Source organism: Marinobacter salarius, assembly GCF_032922745.1.
Taxonomy (GTDB): Bacteria; Pseudomonadota; Gammaproteobacteria; order Pseudomonadales; family Oleiphilaceae; genus Marinobacter.
The window spans coordinates 3,421,308-3,439,301 of the sequence record NZ_CP136693.1; the positions used below are offsets into that span (position 1 = coordinate 3,421,308).

The 17,994-nt window shown below is 54.2% G+C and carries 17 protein-coding genes; 11 read left to right on the top strand and 6 right to left on the bottom strand.

What is annotated here, in order from left to right; genetic code table 11:
- Positions 1–324: 324 nt before the first annotated feature.
- Together R1T46_RS15800 and R1T46_RS15805 are read right to left on the bottom strand one after the other, a co-directional pair.
- Complete coding sequence (locus tag R1T46_RS15800) at positions 325–2,001, bottom strand: ATP-binding protein (RefSeq protein WP_317306096.1); 1,677 nt, start codon at positions 1,999–2,001, stop codon at positions 325–327.
- 11 nt (positions 2,002–2,012) lie between these two features.
- Positions 2,013–3,281, bottom strand: a complete 1,269-nt coding sequence (locus R1T46_RS15805) for a DNA (cytosine-5-)-methyltransferase (RefSeq protein ID WP_317306097.1) — start codon at positions 3,279–3,281, stop codon at positions 2,013–2,015.
- Between the two features lie 792 nt (positions 3,282–4,073).
- Between R1T46_RS15805 and R1T46_RS15810 the strand changes: the two genes are divergently transcribed.
- A complete protein-coding gene (locus R1T46_RS15810; RefSeq protein ID WP_317306098.1) occupies positions 4,074–5,816 on the top strand; it encodes a type VI secretion system PAAR protein in 1,743 nt (580 codons plus the stop codon).
- Positions 5,806–6,393 (top strand): DUF2931 family protein, encoded by a 588-nt coding sequence (locus R1T46_RS15815; RefSeq protein WP_317306099.1) that lies wholly within the window; start codon positions 5,806–5,808, stop codon positions 6,391–6,393. Before R1T46_RS15810 ends, R1T46_RS15815 begins: the two co-directional genes overlap by 11 nt.
- Positions 6,394–6,482: 89 nt before the next feature.
- On the opposite strand, the gene R1T46_RS15820 is transcribed toward R1T46_RS15815, so the two are convergent.
- Positions 6,483–6,782 (bottom strand): hypothetical protein, encoded by a 300-nt coding sequence (locus R1T46_RS15820; protein ID WP_317306100.1) that lies wholly within the window; start codon positions 6,780–6,782, stop codon positions 6,483–6,485.
- A 363-nt stretch (positions 6,783–7,145) separates the two neighbouring features.
- On the opposite strand from R1T46_RS15820, the gene R1T46_RS15825 reads away from it, so the two are divergent.
- The 7 genes from R1T46_RS15825 to R1T46_RS15855 all read left to right on the top strand — a co-directional run bounded on the left by R1T46_RS15825 (position 7,146) and on the right by R1T46_RS15855 (position 11,435).
- On the top strand, positions 7,146–7,709 hold the full coding sequence (locus R1T46_RS15825; protein ID WP_317306101.1) for a GrpB family protein: 564 nt from the start codon (positions 7,146–7,148) through the stop codon (positions 7,707–7,709).
- Positions 7,706–8,059, top strand: coding sequence for a TfoX/Sxy family protein (locus R1T46_RS15830; RefSeq protein ID WP_317306102.1), 354 nt, complete (start codon positions 7,706–7,708; stop codon positions 8,057–8,059). Before R1T46_RS15825 ends, R1T46_RS15830 begins: the two co-directional genes overlap by 4 nt.
- A gap of 80 nt (positions 8,060–8,139) precedes the next feature.
- Positions 8,140–8,880, top strand: coding sequence for a transporter substrate-binding domain-containing protein (locus R1T46_RS15835; protein WP_317306103.1), 741 nt, complete (start codon positions 8,140–8,142; stop codon positions 8,878–8,880).
- Between the two features lie 14 nt (positions 8,881–8,894).
- Entirely contained in the window at positions 8,895–9,998 is a 1,104-nt protein-coding gene (locus R1T46_RS15840; RefSeq protein ID WP_317306104.1) for a DNA glycosylase AlkZ-like family protein, read from the top strand.
- Between the two features lie 70 nt (positions 9,999–10,068).
- The gene (locus R1T46_RS15845) at positions 10,069–10,611 is read left to right on the top strand and encodes a DinB family protein (protein ID WP_317306105.1); all 543 of its coding nucleotides are present in this window, start codon (positions 10,069–10,071) and stop codon (positions 10,609–10,611) included.
- 78 nt (positions 10,612–10,689) lie between these two features.
- Entirely contained in the window at positions 10,690–11,142 is a 453-nt protein-coding gene (locus tag R1T46_RS15850; RefSeq protein WP_126812888.1) for a GNAT family N-acetyltransferase, read from the top strand.
- Positions 11,139–11,435 carry a hypothetical protein gene (locus tag R1T46_RS15855; RefSeq protein ID WP_317306107.1) on the top strand — a complete coding sequence of 99 codons (297 nt, stop codon included), beginning with the start codon at positions 11,139–11,141 and terminating at the stop codon, positions 11,433–11,435. Before R1T46_RS15850 ends, R1T46_RS15855 begins: the two co-directional genes overlap by 4 nt.
- A 43-nt stretch (positions 11,436–11,478) precedes the next feature.
- Here R1T46_RS15855 and R1T46_RS15860 read toward each other — a convergent pair whose 3' ends face one another.
- The gene (locus tag R1T46_RS15860; RefSeq protein ID WP_317306108.1) at positions 11,479–12,660 is read right to left on the bottom strand and encodes a DUF418 domain-containing protein; all 1,182 of its coding nucleotides are present in this window, start codon (positions 12,658–12,660) and stop codon (positions 11,479–11,481) included.
- 193 nt (positions 12,661–12,853) lie between these two features.
- On the opposite strand from R1T46_RS15860, the gene R1T46_RS15865 reads away from it, so the two are divergent.
- Together R1T46_RS15865 and R1T46_RS15870 are read left to right on the top strand one after the other, a co-directional pair.
- A complete protein-coding gene (locus tag R1T46_RS15865) occupies positions 12,854–13,915 on the top strand; it encodes a serine hydrolase (RefSeq protein WP_317306109.1) in 1,062 nt (353 codons plus the stop codon).
- A gap of 78 nt (positions 13,916–13,993) precedes the next feature.
- Positions 13,994–14,740 carry an SDR family oxidoreductase gene (locus R1T46_RS15870; protein WP_317306110.1) on the top strand — a complete coding sequence of 249 codons (747 nt, stop codon included), beginning with the start codon at positions 13,994–13,996 and terminating at the stop codon, positions 14,738–14,740.
- Positions 14,741–14,748: 8 nt separating this feature from the next.
- Here R1T46_RS15870 and R1T46_RS15875 read toward each other — a convergent pair whose 3' ends face one another.
- Entirely contained in the window at positions 14,749–17,316 is a 2,568-nt protein-coding gene (locus R1T46_RS15875) for an ABC transporter permease (protein WP_317306111.1), read from the bottom strand.
- Positions 17,306–17,977: an ABC transporter ATP-binding protein gene (locus tag R1T46_RS15880; protein ID WP_317306112.1), complete on the bottom strand. Its 672-nt coding sequence runs from the start codon at positions 17,975–17,977 to the stop codon at positions 17,306–17,308. The genes R1T46_RS15875 and R1T46_RS15880 overlap by 11 nt, the downstream gene beginning before the upstream one ends.
- Between the last annotated feature and the right edge of the window lie 17 nt (positions 17,978–17,994).

Genomic DNA, 17,994 nt, shown 5'->3' on the forward strand with positions numbered 1-17,994 from the left:
GGCTGCGGTGAGTGATGAGAAGGCCTGGAGTGTGAAAGCTTCGGGCCTTTTTTGTTTATGGGGTCTCCGGAATCATTGGAGCGTTTTATGATTGCGGAAATGCGACCGCTTCATTAATACACCGCATGTACAGGCGCAAGAATTTTAAAGCACCCATTATCTACTATCGTTCAGCATTCAAAATGCTATCTTAAATTAAAGTCCAGACAGTTTGGCACCCAATTAATGGGCCACTTACCTTCACGACATATCCTTTATTATCTTTGTGACTTGGGCACTTCTGTTAGGCCCACCACAAATTTAAGGCTAACTTCATCTATCTCATTAATCTGATTTCCCTATATGCTCCAATGCCGCAACAATTAACGGTTCCAACACCTCAAAATCATTGGCAAGCTGAATCGCTGAAACCTGCATACTGTCGTGATGATGCTTTACAATGTTTCCATTTTCAGATACGTGTTTCAATCGGACATTAAATGTTTTCTTATCTTCTTTTGAAAACCCCCAACGTTGAGCCTGTTGAGAAAAAAACGCTGTAAAGTCATCACCGCTATTTCCGCATTTCCTCGCAAGAATTTCAAAAAACGACCAAGCTCCAACGTACATAAGAATTGGGTGATTTACCAAAGAAATGACGCACAATGATCTATAGAGGCGGTACGGCTTTTTAGCTTTACTTTTCTTTAGTGCAGATTCAATTTTTTCTGAAAATGGTATCTTAGTTTCCGACTTGTCGATGGCAAACCCATCATCTTCGTTCTCGGGTTTCGTAGAGTATTGATTCTCGTCATTACCACCTTGGCTTTTATCATCTTCTTGAGTGGATGAATCCGTAGACTCTTCGGAAGGTTCAGGCTGGTCAGTTTCAGAATTCTTCTCGTGATTTTCTTTCTGGTCAGGTATACCAACACCTACCTTCTCAAGTGACGGAGCGCCTTTTGCACGATAGTTTTCAGCCTGATTTAGCAAATCCTTTAGGCCACTTACATCTTTTGCTAGGTGCTCGCCGAAATCTTCATCATCAAAAGAAAACCTGTCTTTCGTATAGCTAACTGGATGCTCATCAAGGTGCAATTCCCCTTGAAGCCTCATTCCGGCAGCTTTATTTGAAGTGCCGTATAGACCATCCGGCTTATAATGCTTCTCTGTCGTTCCCACTATCACCCTGTTATGTCTGAACAAGACTAGCCCAGGATTCTTTTTGTATCCCCCAGAATTCATTAGGTGGATAAAACCTTTCACTGGCTTCCCTTGAAATTCGGTGTTTACATCAACTGTCCACTCTTTCTCATCGCCGGTTGTAAAAATCTGATTTTTTCGCTTTACAAAGGCTGGAGCCTTTAGGGTTTCAAAACCCTTATATTTTCTTTTAATTGTAGTCTTTTTTCCGTCGAATGAAGAGTTTATATTAACTGTATTTTCGTCTCTACTTATGAATTTTTGATATATATCACCAATTCCTCGACAAATAGCCTCATACTTATCTTCATTGATTCTATTTCGCAGGCCTTTTAGCTCGATTATCGTTCCATGGTTTGATGAGTCACTTGATTTTTCAGTCACTTCGAGCACTGACCTACCCTCAGAAAGCAGCTTTTCAAGGTTAAAGTCAGCACTTAATCTTATCCCTTCGCATTTGGGGTAAGTGGTCAGAACCCACTCATTGGAAAACCAAACTGCAGCTGACTTCATCCCAATGCCGAATTCACTGAGACCAGATTTTGAAGGTTTGTTTGCCGGCTGAAGAGCTTTTTTTAAAACCTCTTTTTTTATTCCTGGCCCTCTATCGGTAATAACGATAGAGTTACGTTTACTTTTAATATGATAGCTGGAGGAAAAGAAATCAATGTCAATCTCAAGAACATCAAGATCTGAGTATTCTTGGAAGGCGTGTATTGAATTGTCCAAAAACTCACAGAGCGCATAAGTTGGATCATATCCTTGACTTATCAGCAAGCTATACATATTCATATCGGGTGAAACATTTACTTTAAACATTCCAGATCCTTCTAGTGTATTAGTTCTTTTGCGATTTCTTTGACTATTAGGGCGTTAACTGCATTCCCAAGAGCCTTAAAAGCCTTGCTATTGTTGTCAGGAAAAAAATCAAGCATATCCAATGACTGCAATGCTGCCGCCTCTTTAATGCTCATGTATCTTCTTTCTTCACCTAAGATTGGAGTTTGGGTTGTAGACATGGCAATCAAAGATGGGGCGCAGTCTGGCTTTATAATCCTTATACCTGATGCCCTAAATTGAATTATGTGCTTCCAAATATTCGCTTGCTCTCTATCCCCCTGCCATTCAAATTTGGTCCAGCTTGAAGGAAACCCCTTAAGGTCATTTTTCCATAATTCTAAGAAAACGCTATGCCTGTTGTAAATTTCTCTAGAGTATTGTATTGCTTCAGCAACTCTCGGTGAGGCTTTCCCATTTTCATTTCGTGAATGCTTTGGAAGTTTCTCTTGGACTGAAGCCCAAGTTTTGCAATCCTGTAAAGAGACACCGAAAGCGCCCTTATATGCGCTCATCTCTTTGACGGTTTTGATTTTTTTGTTGTAAGGGTATGTCGCACCGAACTCGGACGCAAGGATAGGAAGAGAAGTAAATTCAGACGTTTGAGATATAAAATCCTGCCAACAACTCAGCGCAAACTCCTTTTCCTTGCTTATAGCGTTATGCTGATCATTGGATTTGAGGGCTATTGACCTAAGGCTTCTTTCTCCCATTTCGGGCGCAGGCCATTTGAAATGCTGCAAACCACTCTTGCATGCAACAATGAAAATTCTCTTTCTTTTTTGAGGGATCCCGAACTCCCTGGGAGTATATACTTTGTAGTCAACTTCGTACCCCATTCTCGCCAACCCCCCGACCAAGTATTCCCAGAACTTACCCTCCTCAATGGAAATAACATCCGGGACGTTTTCAAGCATTATGTACTTTGGCTGTTTAGCTTCGGCGATTCGGAATATCTCGTCAACCAGCCGTCCTGAAGAAGGGCATTTTGCGCCCTTTTTCTTCCCCGCTCTAGAAAACGGTTGGCATGGAAATCCAGCGCAGATCAATTCATGGTCTGGTACTAGCCTCTCATCAATACGCCTGATGTCCCCCTCAGGTGCGAGGCAAAAGTTCTTGGCGTATATATCACGCAACCCTTCATCTAATTCGGAAGCGAAAACGCACCGATGCCCGAGCTGCGAAACCCCCACATGAAAGCCACCTAGTCCCGCGAACAAATCAATGAAACGAATTCCTTTCTCGGTTGTAGCCGTTTTCATAGTTGTTTTCCTCCTTCGATATGTTGATAATATCACTTTATAATTGATATTATCAACATAATGAGCAAACACAAACGCCCGTACCCAGATCAAAAAGAGCTATGCCGGAGATTCAAGGAGTCCTTGGAATTCCTAGGGTTAACGCCGTCTAGCGCGTATCAGAAGCTTGGTTATACAACGCCATCAACCATATACTCCATCAACGCCGGGAGATGTTTGCCTGATATGACGAAGCTAGTCGCCCTCTCTCGACTAAAAACGCCTGAAGGAAGAAGGATAAATATCGACTGGCTTGTGACTGGGACTGGCCCGAAGGCATATCCGATCCCTAAGAGAGAGGCGTCAGAGATTGAGGCGCTACTTTCATTTTCTACCAAAGATAAGCTTGATGCGGTTGCAGTTCTGTTAGGCAAGAACTGAAGAGCAATCAAAGATGGAGCAAAGAGAAGGTAATGATCTACACAGCTACTCGATAGTGAGATCCTCCTGTTGCGGCAATTGCTATGTGCTCTTCGCTACGGCTACCGTACCTTTATTCCCTATTGAGGGAGATGGCACATGTTTTTTTATGTTGGATTTCGTAGGGCCAAACAAACCGAGCAAGACAGAGGCATGAGGACAAGCCCAGTCCACGGCCGGTCCCTACGGCAGCGGCCTTTCTGAAGGAGTCTAGAACTCGTGTTCCTTGACACCCAATCGCGCCTTGCTAGACTCCGATTTGGCTGAGGTTAGGATACCTCGGGAATTCTTAAAGATTTCCCAAGATCTTCATGGATGAACAAGGAGCGATCAATGAGCGGCAAGAAAGTCGTCCTGGTCGGAGACCTCGGTACGGATCACCAAGGTTTCCCACCCACCCCGGTAATCAGCGGTTCCCCCAATGTACTAATCGACGGCAAGCCAGTTGCCCGGGTAAGTGACCAACTCACCCCCCATTCCAAGCCCAAACATCCACCCCACCCACGCACCATTGCTTCCGGTTCAAGCACGGTTTTCATTAATGGCTTACCAGTGGCCACTACCGGTGGTGCGATTTCGTGTGGTGGGGTTACCATTGGCAGTAGTAGCGCGGTGGTTGGCGATACCCATACACCGGTATCTTTCTCTGGTCTTTCACGGACGAATCCTCACCCTAGCCGTGTAAGCGCAGAATCCATTTCAACTCGAAACCGCAACACGGGCTCACCGGCCCCTTCGGGAACGCAACTGCGCAGTGGCACATCCAGCTACAGCGGCGGAGGTGGGGCTTCAGGCGCAAACTCCTCTCTAGCCATCAAGGCTATTGACGAGTCCAGCAAGACCCTGCGCCTGGGCGTGTTCTTCGATGGCACCGGCAACCACAGGGGCAATGACCAGATCCTGACGAATCGCGATGTGACAAATGTGACAAAGCTGCATGACTTATATCGGGAGAGGGCCAATGTGCGGCGAATCTATGTTCGTGGCCCTGGCACCATCGACGGTAAGCGCACTCCTGATGGCTTTGAGGCTCCGGAGGACCTGATGGGGCTGGGCTTGGGCATAGGTCCTGAGGGCGGACATGACAGGATAGAATTTGCGATTACAAGGATGCGAGATGAGATCAATGTTGGGGACTACGACGAAGTGATCTTCGATGTCTTTGGCTTCAGCCGTGGCGCGGCCCTGGCCCGGCATTTTGTCAATCTAATCGGCGAGCAGCCGGAAACTGTCCAGCTTCCCCAATTCAATGGTGCCTCGCTGTCTGCTCCGATGCTGGGGTTCAAGCCGGTGCCCGCTTTCCCATCTGGTTTGAAGGTGCGGGTAAATTTCGTGGGCCTGTTTGACACCGTGGGTAGTTTCTACATGCCGGGAAACGACGTCAATCTGGACTTCAACCTTAACCTATCTTCAGGCAGTGCCAATAGAGTGGTGCAACTTACCGCCTACCATGAGATCCGCAAGAACTTCCCTTTGAGCAGTATTATGGATGCCAACGGCAATGGCCCATCACACTTTACGGAAATCGCCGTGCCCGGAGCTCACTCCGATGTGGGGGGCGGTTACGAGAATCCGGACCAAGGCTTCGAGAACATTGAGAAGATTGTTCTGGGCATCCACTCCGGCCTCGCCGACGGAGGCCACACCCAACGCACAGCCCTTCCGCAACTTGAAGCGCAGTACGCGCGGCCAGGCCGGACCGTGGTGGCGGTTCCTCAACCGAACGGCGATATCCATGTACAGGAGCGCCGACGCACTCGCAAGGAACTGGCGATCCATCACCTGCACAGAATGTACGATCTCGCAAAACAGAGCGACGTGCCGTTCAGGCAAATGAACACGAATGACAAGGACTACCAAATCCCCCAGGACTTGCGGGATGCTCTGGCCACTTGGCAAGCAAACGAGGGATCGCTGGCGGTGGCAAGGGATTATCTGGGAGGATACATCCATACCTCCCATAGCATCTACGAGCTTGGGCTGGGCCCGGAACCCTCCGGTAAGCGGACGGTGTTTTACAACAGGCCAGCTCAAGCCATAACTCCGGTCAAGGAAGGAGTTGCGCGTGCGCAATAACACCACTGTAAGGGCCGCCTTTTCAATACTGCTGCTGTTCTTGGTAACAGCCTGCTCTTCGGAACCTCGCGAGTACGACTTTGCCGTATCCGTTGCGGGTGGGCCCGAAGGGTGGCCGGTCTGGATTGAAGACATCACTTTTGATCAATACTGGAGCGTGCCTGCAGGGGGCATTGAGCATGGCTTTGACCAACGCCCGCCTCAGGGAGGCGTGGCGATGATAAGCCCTAAAAGCGCACCCAGCATCGTTCATGCCCGTTGGTTCTCCTACCGCACCCAGATGTTCCATGAAGTTACCTTCTCACTCCCCGATGACCTCGACGAGAAGTTACGCCAGTGGTACCAGGACTACCCGCTTGACGACTACAGTCATACGCTGATCGTTGGATTCTCCGGAAAGGGTGAGGCGCTGGCCTGGTGGGAAGCATTCTGCTCCACCTGCGACAATGACCGAAGCCACGATTTCAGCACGCCTCTAATCGAAAACGTCCAGGCCGAAGTAGTCGAAGGAAACCCAAGCGGCTATCGATTGCAAACCGAGGAATTGATCGATGAGGGAAGCATGCCCGCCCCCTGATAGTCAGATGAGTACGACTTTGCGGTGCACGCAGCAGGGGCAGTATATTTTTATACGCTGCCCACTACCCCGTTGGCTAGACCGTAAATCTAATTGCCAATCGCCGGCGCAGACCACCACACTGGCTGAATCAATATTATCGGCATCATTGCTAAGGCGATGCTCCAAAACACCACAGCCTTTGCCCTGCCCCGCTGGCAGTAATATGACCCAGCCCATAACAATGCACTGACAACCAGAGCGGTCAGATACAAAAACACTGCGTAGACTCCAACACCTTCCCCAGCAATAATGAATCGGCTGAAAACATAGAAGATCCAGGCCTGCACAGCCACTATTAGCAGCAGCGCTGCCGGATACAACGCTTTGTGTAGATTTACTGCATTCATTGCCGACCACCTGAACCCAGCAATACGGCTTTTATTCCGTTCATGCCCCTCTCCTTGGCCAACTTCCCTATCGCCCATCACGCGATTATCTTCCTACATTTGATGTAAACATTAGAAGAATCTAGCGGGATTCTCGAGTCTAGAGAGTTGTGTTCTTTCCAATTGCCACCTGCAAATACACGGTGAGATACGTTTTTACAGACTTCCCCCTCGCCCGCTATCTTAGTCATATTCGCCCCAAAAGCATCTACAATGCTCAGGGAAGACCAACAGAGCCCTCACTCCCTGCTTAAAAGCCCTGCCTTGGGAGATTTCCTTAGATTTGCGTTAGAGTCCGTGTGTACAGAAAGCCGGGAGCAAGTAATGGATGAAACGGAGTCCCTAAACAGAGCGATTCACGAAGACGTTGAGCTCTTCCCCTACAACCCCAACTGGCCAGCAATGTTCCAGGGTGAGCGGGACCGGCTCCTTCATTTGTTTCCAGGCGACTTTCTGGCGATCGAGCATATCGGCAGCACCGCAGTACCGGGCCTTTCGGCCAAGCCGATCATCGATATCCTGGCGGGAGTAGACTCCATGTCAGGGGCCGACGAATTAATGGAACCGTTGTGCCAGGCGAAATATGCAACCTCAATGGAATTCAATGCCTCGTTAGTTGATCGGCGTTGGCTGATGCGATGGTCCGAGGGGCGCAGGACACATCACCTGCACCTCATGGTGGTCGGTAGTCCGGAATGGGAGCGACGGCTGGCATTTCGCAACATACTTCGTGCCAATACCGAACTGGCACAACGGTATGAGAAGAATAAGCAGTTGTGGGCGGCGGAATTCCGGTTGGACAGAGAGGCCTATACTGCGGCTAAAGCAGATTTCATTCGGGAGGCATTGAACCACTGCAACCCAGCTTCAGGACACAAGATTAGATGAGCGAATTCGTCGAAAACCTCAACGATGTATTTTTCCAATTCGGCCCGGTTTCCGTTCGGCGTATGTTCGGTGGCTATGGTGTGTACCACGATGGCCTAATGTTTGGCCTTGTTGCAGATGATGTTCTGTATCTGAAGGTCGATGGGGAATCGATGGGGCGGTTTACAGAACTGGATTTGGAGCCGTTCGAATACGAGAAAAATGGCGCTAAGATTAAGATGTCTTACTACATGGTACCGGAGAGCATTTTCGAGGATTCTGAAGAGGCAAAAGAATGGGCAGAGCTGGCATTCAATGCGGCGCTCCGGGCCAGGAAACCAGCAGCGAGAACCAAGGCAAACAAGAAATGACAACCTACGTAATCGACCATGGACTTACCCCGGTACAGTAGGCGCTCCTAGCCTAGGATCGGAGCATAAGAGGAGTTTTCATGAGAGTAGGCTTGCTGATCATCCTGGCATTCTGGTGCCTTCCAGTTTCTTCCCAAACGCTCGAGATTATGGGGTCGGACGAGGGTTTTCTGCCGTTTTATTACGGTGACACCCTTAACAAGGGCATTCTGGTTGAGGTGATCAATGAGTTCAGCCTGGAGTCCGGTATTACAGCCAGTTTTCGCCCGATGCCGCGCAAGCGCCAGGCCTGGGCCCTGGAAAAAGGACAAGCCAACGCGGTTTTTGCCAACCCGTTGTGGATGCCGCTACCAAGCCGGATGCACGTCGTCGGACCGGTGTTAACCTGGCGTGATCGTCTGTTCGCACAACCTGGCCGACAACCGGCCTCCTTCGATGATCTTGACGGCAGCATCTGTCTGCGCAAATGGTTTGTCTACAGTGATCAACTTGAGCGGCGGATTGGTACCAACCTGGCCCGCCATGACTCTTATAATGCCCAACAGATGCTGGGCATGTTTCTGAACAAACGCTGCGATTACGCCGTCATGAACGAAATGGAGTTCCGGTTTCTGGCAAAGTTGGTGGAAGTCGATCCGGATTTTTACAGCACGGAACTGATCGACGCGGAATGGCCGGTCTATCTTGGTATCCTCAAAACCGAGGCGGCTCTGATTGAAGCGGCGGAAGCCTTTTTCGCTACCCACACGGTTGATGCGGAAGCCATGCTACCCAAACTGCCGCCGCCGGACCGACACATCTCGATTCAGCCGGACAAGTAAGGCAGCTGATTACTATGACCGCTACCCTCACCATGGATCATTTGCGCCGCTACGCCATCTCGCGCAGTCTCTTCAAGCCGACCACTTTGTCACGTGCGATTAATAAACTGGGTTTTGTCCAGCTCGACCCAATACGAGCGCCGGCACGGGCGCAGGATTTGACGCTCCGCCATCGTGTTATCGACTACCAGGCGGGTGACCTGGAGGCTCGCTACCCGCGCCTGGCGATCGAGGAAGATTTCTTTATCAACTACGGGGTTCTGCCCCGCACCACTCAGCGCCTTATGCACCCGCGCACGGCGCGAACCGAGTGGCCACGCTCACGCTGGGAACAGGCGCAGGCGGTGCAGGAATTTGTGCAAAGCCGTGGTGTCGTTCACCCGCGCGAGGTGGACTCAGCCTTCGAGCATGGCACCACCAAGAATTGGTTCGGCGGTAATAGCCGTGCCAGTACGCAGCTCTTGGACGGCATGCATTATCGTGGGCTGCTGCGTGTGGCAAAGCGCGAAGCTGGGGTACGCCTGTACGCGCCGCCGCTCGCTGATGGGCACGACGCGGTGAACCCGGATACCACACTGGACGCTTTGGTCGACGTGGCAGTCGCAAAGTATGCCCCGCTGCCTGCGGCTACGCTCAGCCGCCTGGTAACGAGCGTGAGCTCTTCAGCGGTCCCGCAGTGGCGCGAGCGTCGTCGTGAAGCACTCGCGCGTGCAAAGGCTCGCCTGCCCCAGGCGACAGTCGATGGCTGTCGCTGGTTTTGGCCCATCGGCGAGAATCCTGGCAGTCGCCGCTTTGCGAGTGACAATGTGCTGGATGACCGCCTGCGCCTACTGGCGCCCTTCGATCCCCTAGTTTGGGACCGCGATCGCTTTGAGCGTTTCTGGGGCTGGGCCTACCGTTTCGAGGCCTACACTCCGGCACCAAAACGGGTGCGTGGTTACTATGCACTGCCTATGCTGTGGCGCGGTCATGTCATAGGCTGGGCTAATGCCGCCGTACGTAATGGGCAATTGGAGCTAGAGCCAGGGTACGTGTGCGGACATGCCCCAGACGACACCGCGTTCAATCCAGCGTTGCAGGACGAGCGGGTACGCCTCGAGCGCTTTCTTTCGCTGTGAGGCTCGGTGTGCGTGCGTAAAATGAGAGCAGTGTACTTGAAGTGACGCCCTCCACCAGAGAGAAGCCCCGATGAGTTTGAAAGAACATTTCCAATTGTTGGCCGCTTACAATCAGTGGATGAACGCAAAGGTTTATGAAGCGGCCGGTCGCCTCTCCGCCTCGGAGCTAACCAAGGACCGTGGGGCCTTCTTCGGCTCCATTCTGGGTACGCTCAATCACATCGTTGTGGCTGACACCCTATGGTTCAAACGTTTCGTGACCCACCCATCCTCCCTGGACTCATTTCAGGCTGTCGTTGATCTTGAAAACCCTAAGAGCCTGGATCAGATCCTCTTTGACGATCTGGACGGCTTGAAGGAACACCGGATCTGGCTGGATCGCCAGATAATCGAATGGACATCCCTGCTTTCAGAAGAGGACCTGGATTTTGTTCTCACCTACCACAACATGAAAGGTATTCCTGCCAGTAAGCGGTATTCAATCCTGGTTCTTCATTTCTTCAACCATCAAACCCACCACCGCGGGCAAGTTTCAACGTTGCTGTCGCAGATGGGTGTGGATGTTGGCGTTACCGACCTGTTAGCACTGATTCCAGATGAAACGCAGGTATAGCACCACAAACAACCTCATCCGGTCCTTTTTACCTACGGGTTGGGAGGTAACGATGAACTCTGGTAGCAGGTCTTTTGAATGAATATGGATATCTCGATCCAGCAAGGAACAGCTGAACACCTCTCGGGCATACACCACCTTGTTCTGGAATGGGGGTATTCCTCCAACGAATCTCAGACTGGGGCATGGCTAGAGGCGTTGTTGGAATCCCCGAGCCATCAGATATGGGTGGCTATTTCAGATACCGCAGTGGTTGGGTGGGCGGTCGCCGAGAGGCGTATTTCTATCCGTGAGCTGTTTACCTCTGAGATCACTGGGCTGGTTGTGAGCGCCAATGTTCGACGGGCGGGTGTTGGGCGCTTGCTCGTTCAGGCTGTTGAAGACTGGTCCCGCGCCAAAGGGCTGTCACGGGTTGTGGTACGATCCAATGTGAGTCGTTCGGAGTCCCATGGGTTTTACCCGTCTATCGGTTTCGAGCATACAAAGACGACTCATGTTTATGTGAAAGATCTGGATGGGTCCACGCTATGAAGTGCATTTTCACCATACTTTTGGTCATAGGCCTTATTGGTTGTGCATCGCAACAATCAGCCGTCGATCTGAAGAACTCGGATTCTGCCATCATTGGTGAAAAGCCCGAAGGTTATCCAAAAACCTTTATCAAGCGCCTGCCTGATTTGCCCGGCTTTTGTATTGAGGTGACAGAAGACTGGAGAAAACATCCATATCAGGGTGAGACGATCTGGCTGAAGGAAAAAACGATAAAGAGTCTGAACTGCCCTGGGGAACCCTTGCCGGGCTCTACCAATGTATTGAAGAGATAAAGAATGATTGACCGCAAATATCACAGAATCGTATTTTCGTTTTTCATGTCACTGTTGATGTCCGGAGCAACCTCGGCCGCTTGCGCTTCATCTGCCAGCGCCAGAGCCATTCCAGGGGCCCTTGGGTGAACAGCCGCAGCCAGACAGCGCTGAAGATCATCTGGGCCATGAAAAATACCGTTGAATACAGCATCAGCGCTGCGAGCGAGAGTGAGGCGAAGCGGTCGCCCCACATGCCATAGAACACGCAGATGCAGACGGCGGACTGCAGAATGTAGTTGGTGAGTGCCATACGACCGGTTGGCGCAAGGGCCGAGCGAACCGCCCCGGTCAAGCGTCCCCTGCCCCGCCACCAAAGCAGCAGAACGGCACCATAGCCCATGGCAAGCAACGGTGGAGCGCCTACACCGCCCAGCAAACTTACAACCCTGTGGGCCAGGCTCTCTTCACCCAGTTTGACCTCGGCCATGGCCAGGGCGGTGCCGACCACCAGGCCAACCAGTGCCACCACAATCAATAGCCGGACATGGCCCGAATTGCGCTCCGCCAGGTTCAGGCGGGCAGCAGCGGCGCCAAATAGAAACATCGCCATCACCCGTAGGGGGCGCAGGTGTTCAATTCGATCCAGAAACACGCTCGCGCTGAGGTAGGCATTGGCTTCCACCACCTCCAGGTAACTCCCCCCACTCAGGGCTGGCACATTGTCCTGCAGCAGGCGCAGTGAAGTGCCGCTTCCGAGATCCGCCAACCCCAACTGGGGCGCGAACCAGAGTGCTACAGCCGTGACTATCAGCAGGGCAACGCCGCAGGCAGCCAGCGTTGGAGCGCGAACGTTCAGGAAGGCCCCCAGGAAAAGCCCCATTACCCCGTACAGCATGAGGATGTCCCACGGGGATAGGAACAGGGAATGGGCGGTGCCAATAACCAGCAGCCCCAGCATTCGCCGCAAGTGATAGCGGACGGGGCTTTGCTGTACCCGCTGGGCCAGCATCATGAAGCTGTAACCAAACAGCAGGGAGAACAGGCTATAGAACTTGGCCCGCACCAGGATGTCCAGCCAGGTGGCGATGGGTTCGTCCCATTCCGACCAGGTTAACGCTTGCCTTGTGTCAGCGGAGACGAACCCCCAGCCCGAGAACACCTGAATATTAATCAGCAGGATACCGAAGATGGCAAAGCCCCGAAGGGCATCCAGACCGTCAATACGTTCGCCTTTGCTCGCCATTTCGGATACTCCCTGCGCCGCAGTTGGGTTCTTTCCGTATAAACGCAACCTTCGCATATCAGGTTTAGCGGTAATAGATGAAGATCGCTTGAAGGCTACCGGATCGTAACTGGCGGTTCGTTGACAGCCGTCGGACTGTGCACGCAGCATTGGAACCCTTAGCATTTGTAACCCGGCGCAAACAGGGAGCCCCATGAATCTGCAACCTATCTTCTCGCAGGCCGGTGCGGCACTGTTGGCCCTCTTCGTTCTCAGCCTGGGTTCTGTGGCCCAGGCCGATGACTGGCCCCCGACTCTGCAGAAAGAAATCGAACGCATTGACCGAACCTTCTCTGGCGATCTCGGGGTCTACATCCGTCATCTGGGTACGGGTCAGAAGGTTTCTCATAACATCGACCAGGACTGGTATCTGGCCTCTACCGTCAAAATTCCGCTAGCCATCGTATTGATGCAACGTGCCGAGAACGAAGGCCTGGATCTGGAGCAGAAACTCACTCTCCGGGCTGCAGATTATGTGGATGGCACTGGAGATCTGCTCTGGGTGGACCCCGGTGCCCGTTACAGCCTGGAAGAGCTCAACAGACGCTCTATTGTCGACAGCGACAGCACAGCAACCGACATGTTGATACGTTTTCTTGGCGAGAAATCATTCGGAGAGGATGTGGCACGGCTGGTTCCCGAAGGGCTGGGGCCGATTACCACGATCCTCCAGGTGCGCTACGACGCATACAGGGAAGTTCACCCCAGTGTTTCGGTGCTGACCAATCGTGATTTCATCGATCTGAAAACCGCCCGCACCTACCAGGCGCGGTACGATATGTTGCTGGAAAAACTCAACATTACTGCAAGAGAGGCGGATGCCAAAGGCGTGCGTGAAGCCTTTGAGCGCTATTACCAGCGGGGAATCAACTCAGGCAGTCTCGAAGCCTTCGGGGCATTGCTGGAGCAACTGGTCAGGGGCGAACTGTTGAATGACGCCCACACGGACCAATTGCTGGGGTATCTATCCGAAATAACCACGGGTGATCACCGGATTGCAGGGGGCTTGCCAGCGGGCACCCATTTCGCCCACAAAACCGGCACCCAGGTGGCCCGCTCCTGCGATATCGGCCTGCTCAACCCCCAGGCACCCGATGAAGCGGTTATCGTCGCGGTTTGCGCACGCGATTATGCAGCCCTGTCGGAAGCGGAAAGAGCCTATCAGGCGATTGGCAATGCGCTGCATGAGTCGGGGCTAACGAGGACCGTAGATTAAGGCGCGTCACCCAATTCCAAACTCACCCAATCATGCTAGGCTGATCTCAAACAACTCGAACCAGCCAAGGCATAACCAATGAGAAAGAACATTCTGATTACCGGTGCCAGCACCGGCCTCGGTGAAGGCATGGCCCGCGAATGGGCCGCCAAGGGCTGTAATCTTGCGCTCTGTGCGCGGCGGGCGGATAAGCTGGAAGCATTACAGCGGGAATTACAGCAGGCCTACCCCGATATTCGGGTGCTGGTCCGCGGCCTGGACGTGTGCGACTACGAGCAGGTGTTCGAGGTATTCCGGGGCTTTCGGGAAGAGCTGGGCGGCCTTGACCGCGTGGTGGTGAATGCAGGTATTGGCAGCTCCCAGCCGATTGGGCGCGGGCACTTTGCCGCCAACCGGCAGACGGCGGAAACCAACTTCATCGCCGCCATTGCCCAGAGCGAGGCGGCGATGGAGATTTTCCGGGAACAGAACAGTGGGCATCTGGTACTGATGTCGTCAATCAGCGGTGTTCGCGGCTTCCGTGGCCCTATCAACGTCTACGCAGCCACCAAGGCCGCCGTAGCGTCACTGGCTGAAGGCCTGCAACTGGACACCAAGGGCAAGCCCATCAACGTCAGCAACATCATGCCGGGCTACATCCTCACCGACATCAACCGCGATACCAAGAACGCCCCCTTCCGGGTGGATCTGGAAACCGGCGTAAAAGCTCTGGTGAAAGCGATCGATTCCGAGGTACGCCGCGCCTATGTGCCCTGGTGGCCCTGGACACCGCTCAGTTATGTGTTGAAGGCCCTGCCCTTTGGGTTGTTCGCGAGGGCGATGTAACCAGTCAATTACCCATCCCGCAACAGAACCGCCGGATTCAGCCGCATCGCCCTCAACGTAGGCAGCAATCCTCCTAGCAACGCCAGCGCGCTGACGACGCCGGCCACCAGTGCGCCGATCCACCACAGATCTCCCGCTGGCAGTTTCAGCGCCAGGTCTGCCACCGGCAGCGCGATCAGCGAACCCAGCGCCGTGGCAAACACCGTTGCGAGAAAGGTCAGCAAGCCGGTTTCCAGCAGCATGGAGTTCCGGATGGCCTGATGCCTGGCACCGAGACAATGCAGCAGGTTGGCCTCGTAGAGTTGGCGCCTGCGGCTGACGCTGACAACGCTGGACAGCACCAACAGGCTTGCCAGCAGGCTGACGGACGCAACCGCCGCAAGGCCGGCGGCTGCCTTGTTGAGCAGGGCTCCCGCTGTTTCAAGCCAGTCAGCGGTGCGCAGCGTGATGACGTTGGGGATGTTGCCGGCCAGCCATTGCTGCGATTCCTTGGCAGCTGGGTCGCTCTGGTAGACCGCGCCCACGTACAGGCTGATCAGTCCATCCAGGGCGCCTTGCTGCAGAACACCTTCAAACCAGAATCGGGTCTGTAGGCCTTTCTGACGGTAGATGGCCCGGATTTCGACGACAATCGGCTGGTCCTGGGCCGTGAACTCAATCCGGTCGCCCACCGTTAGCCCGAGTGCGTTGGCTTCGCGGTCTTCCATCGCCATGTAGGCCGGCTCCCCTTCCGGGGCCGGATTGCTCCACCAATTGCCTTTTACCAGCTCAAGGCCTTCCGGATTTCCCGCCAGGTAGGTGAGCTTGTATTCGTCCCCCATGGCTTCGCGCCGGGCTCGGGGGTCGTCAGCGAGTGCGTCTGCGATGGGCTCTTCATTGATGGCGGCCATTCGGGCGCGAACCAGTGGCAGAAGTTCCGTTCTGCTGGACGGGTCCAGCGATTCAAGGCCGGACGTGAGTGGTTCCATCTGGTCCGGGAACACTTCGTAGAGGATCAGCGCTGGTGATTCCGCCGGGATGGTGGTTTCCAGCGCTCTCAGAAGTGTGGTGACCATCAGGGTACAGGCCACCACCAGGGTCAATGCGGTGCCCAGCGACAACAACGTTGCCCGCAGTGGCGAATCCGGCCGGTGGAGGTTGGCGAGCGCCAGCCGCCGGGCGAACTTGCGGTCGGCAAAGCCACTGTTTTCCAGCGCTTTGGCGCCTCGCCGCAGCCCTTTGATAATGCCCTCCAGCAGGCCCCAAAGCACGACCACCGCCAGCAGGAACAGGAAGCCCAGTTGCGGTGACGGCAACCAGAACAGGGTGGCGCTGATATAGATCGCCAGCAGCACATAGCTCGCAACTCGCCATGTGCGAGGTTCGTTACGGGCGGCCTGTACCTGCCCCCGGAACAGCCCGGCCGGTGACGCAGCCAGGGCCCTGGCCAGGGCCCGCAGCGCGAACACGTAGGCGGTGAGCACCGCAAACAGCCAGCTTAGCAGCAAGGGAACAAACCACAGGGATAACCAGCCCCCTGCCCCTTCGGGCCCGGACAGCGCGTAGGCGTCGCCGGCCAGGGATATCGCTACCGCGGAGAACCCCAATCCGATTCCGCCGCCGATCAGGCCAGCCAGGCTGCCCAGCAGTCCGATCTGCAACAGGTAAATGGCCACCAAGGGTTTGCGGCGCAGGCCGAGTGTCTGCAGGGTGGCGATGGTGCCCAGTTTTTCATCCAGGTAGGCGTGTATGCTGTTGGCGACACCGAGGCCACCAATAAACAGCGTGGTAAAGGCAATCAGGATGAGCGCTGTGGCAATCTGGTCCAGCCGTTCGGCGATGCGTTCGCTGCGCTCGGCGAAGGTGGTGGTGTCCCAGTTTGGTTCCGGGAACGCCTGTTCGAAGTCCGCCAGCCACGTGTCCAGGTTCTGGTCGGTCTTCACACGGTATTCGTAGTCCACCCGGCTGCCTGGCCGGATCAGTTCCGTCGCCTCGACCGCCTGTTCGGAGATCATGATGGGCAGGCCCCGCCAGTTGGCGTTCAGGCGGCGGTCCGGCTGTTTCTGAATCAGGCCGCTGATGCGAAAGGTGGCCGCGCCTATCTCAATCTGGTCCCCTATAGTCTGGCCCAGGCGCTCGGCCAGCAAGGGGTCAATTACGGCGCCCCATCGGCCATCCTTGCGTGCGGTTAGCTCGGCACGCGACTGATCCGGCGTTAGCTGCAGCTCACCGTAGAGCGGATAGGCCTCATCCGGAATCAGGATCTCAGCGCGAAAGAAGCCGTCACCGCTTTCGCCACTGACAATAGTGTCGAACTCCCGAACCAGCGAAAGAGTCCCGGTGCGCCCTACCCAATCGATCACGTCACTTGGTAACGGCTCACTGGCATCAAGCTCCACATCACCACCCAACAGCATGCGGGTATCCGCCAGCAGGCTCTGCTCGATCACCCGGTAGAGGCTGGCCGTAGCTGCCACCAGGGTAACGCCGAGGATAAGGCAGGCGAGAAAGACCTTAAGCGCTGAGATGCGTGATCGCAGATCGGTGATCGCGAATTTGACCATCCACAGCGGCGTTGTCTGGGCGTTACGCTTCATAAAGGCACCCACCATCCATCCGAACCCGGTGCTGGCAGCGCTCCGCGACACGTTCGTCGTGGGTCACCAGCACCAGGGTGGATTTGCTCTCTTTGTGGAGGTCGAATAGCAGCGAGAGCACTTTTTCGCCAGTGGCATGGTCCAGGTTGCCGGTGGGCTCATCGCCGAGCAGCAGGCTTGGCTGGTGCACCAGTGCCCGTGCGATCGCCACACGCTGTTGCTCGCCCCCGGAAAGCTGTCCTGGATAATGCTGCAGCCGGTGGGTAAGGCCGACCGCCTCCAGCATCGAAAGGGCCTGCTCGCGGGCATCCGCCTGCCCGGCGATTTCCAGCGGCAGACTAACGTTCCCAAGTGCCGTCAGGCCCGGTAACAAATGAAAGGACTGAAAGATGATGCCAAGGTGTTCGCTGCGCCAGTCGGCCAATGCGTTGGCATCCATCTCGCCCAGGCGCTGGTTGCCTACGAGGATCTCTCCACTGGTCGGGCGCTGGAGCCCGGATAGCAACAAAAGCAGCGAGGTTTTCCCGCTTCCGGAGGGGCCGGTAATCGCCAGTGTGTCGCCGGGCGGGATCGTGAGTGAAGCGTTGTTGAGCACCGCGACGGTGCCTGACTCAGTTGGGTAGGTAAGGTTAATGTCGCTTATCTGGACGCTAGTGGACACAAAGGCACCTTTCTTTT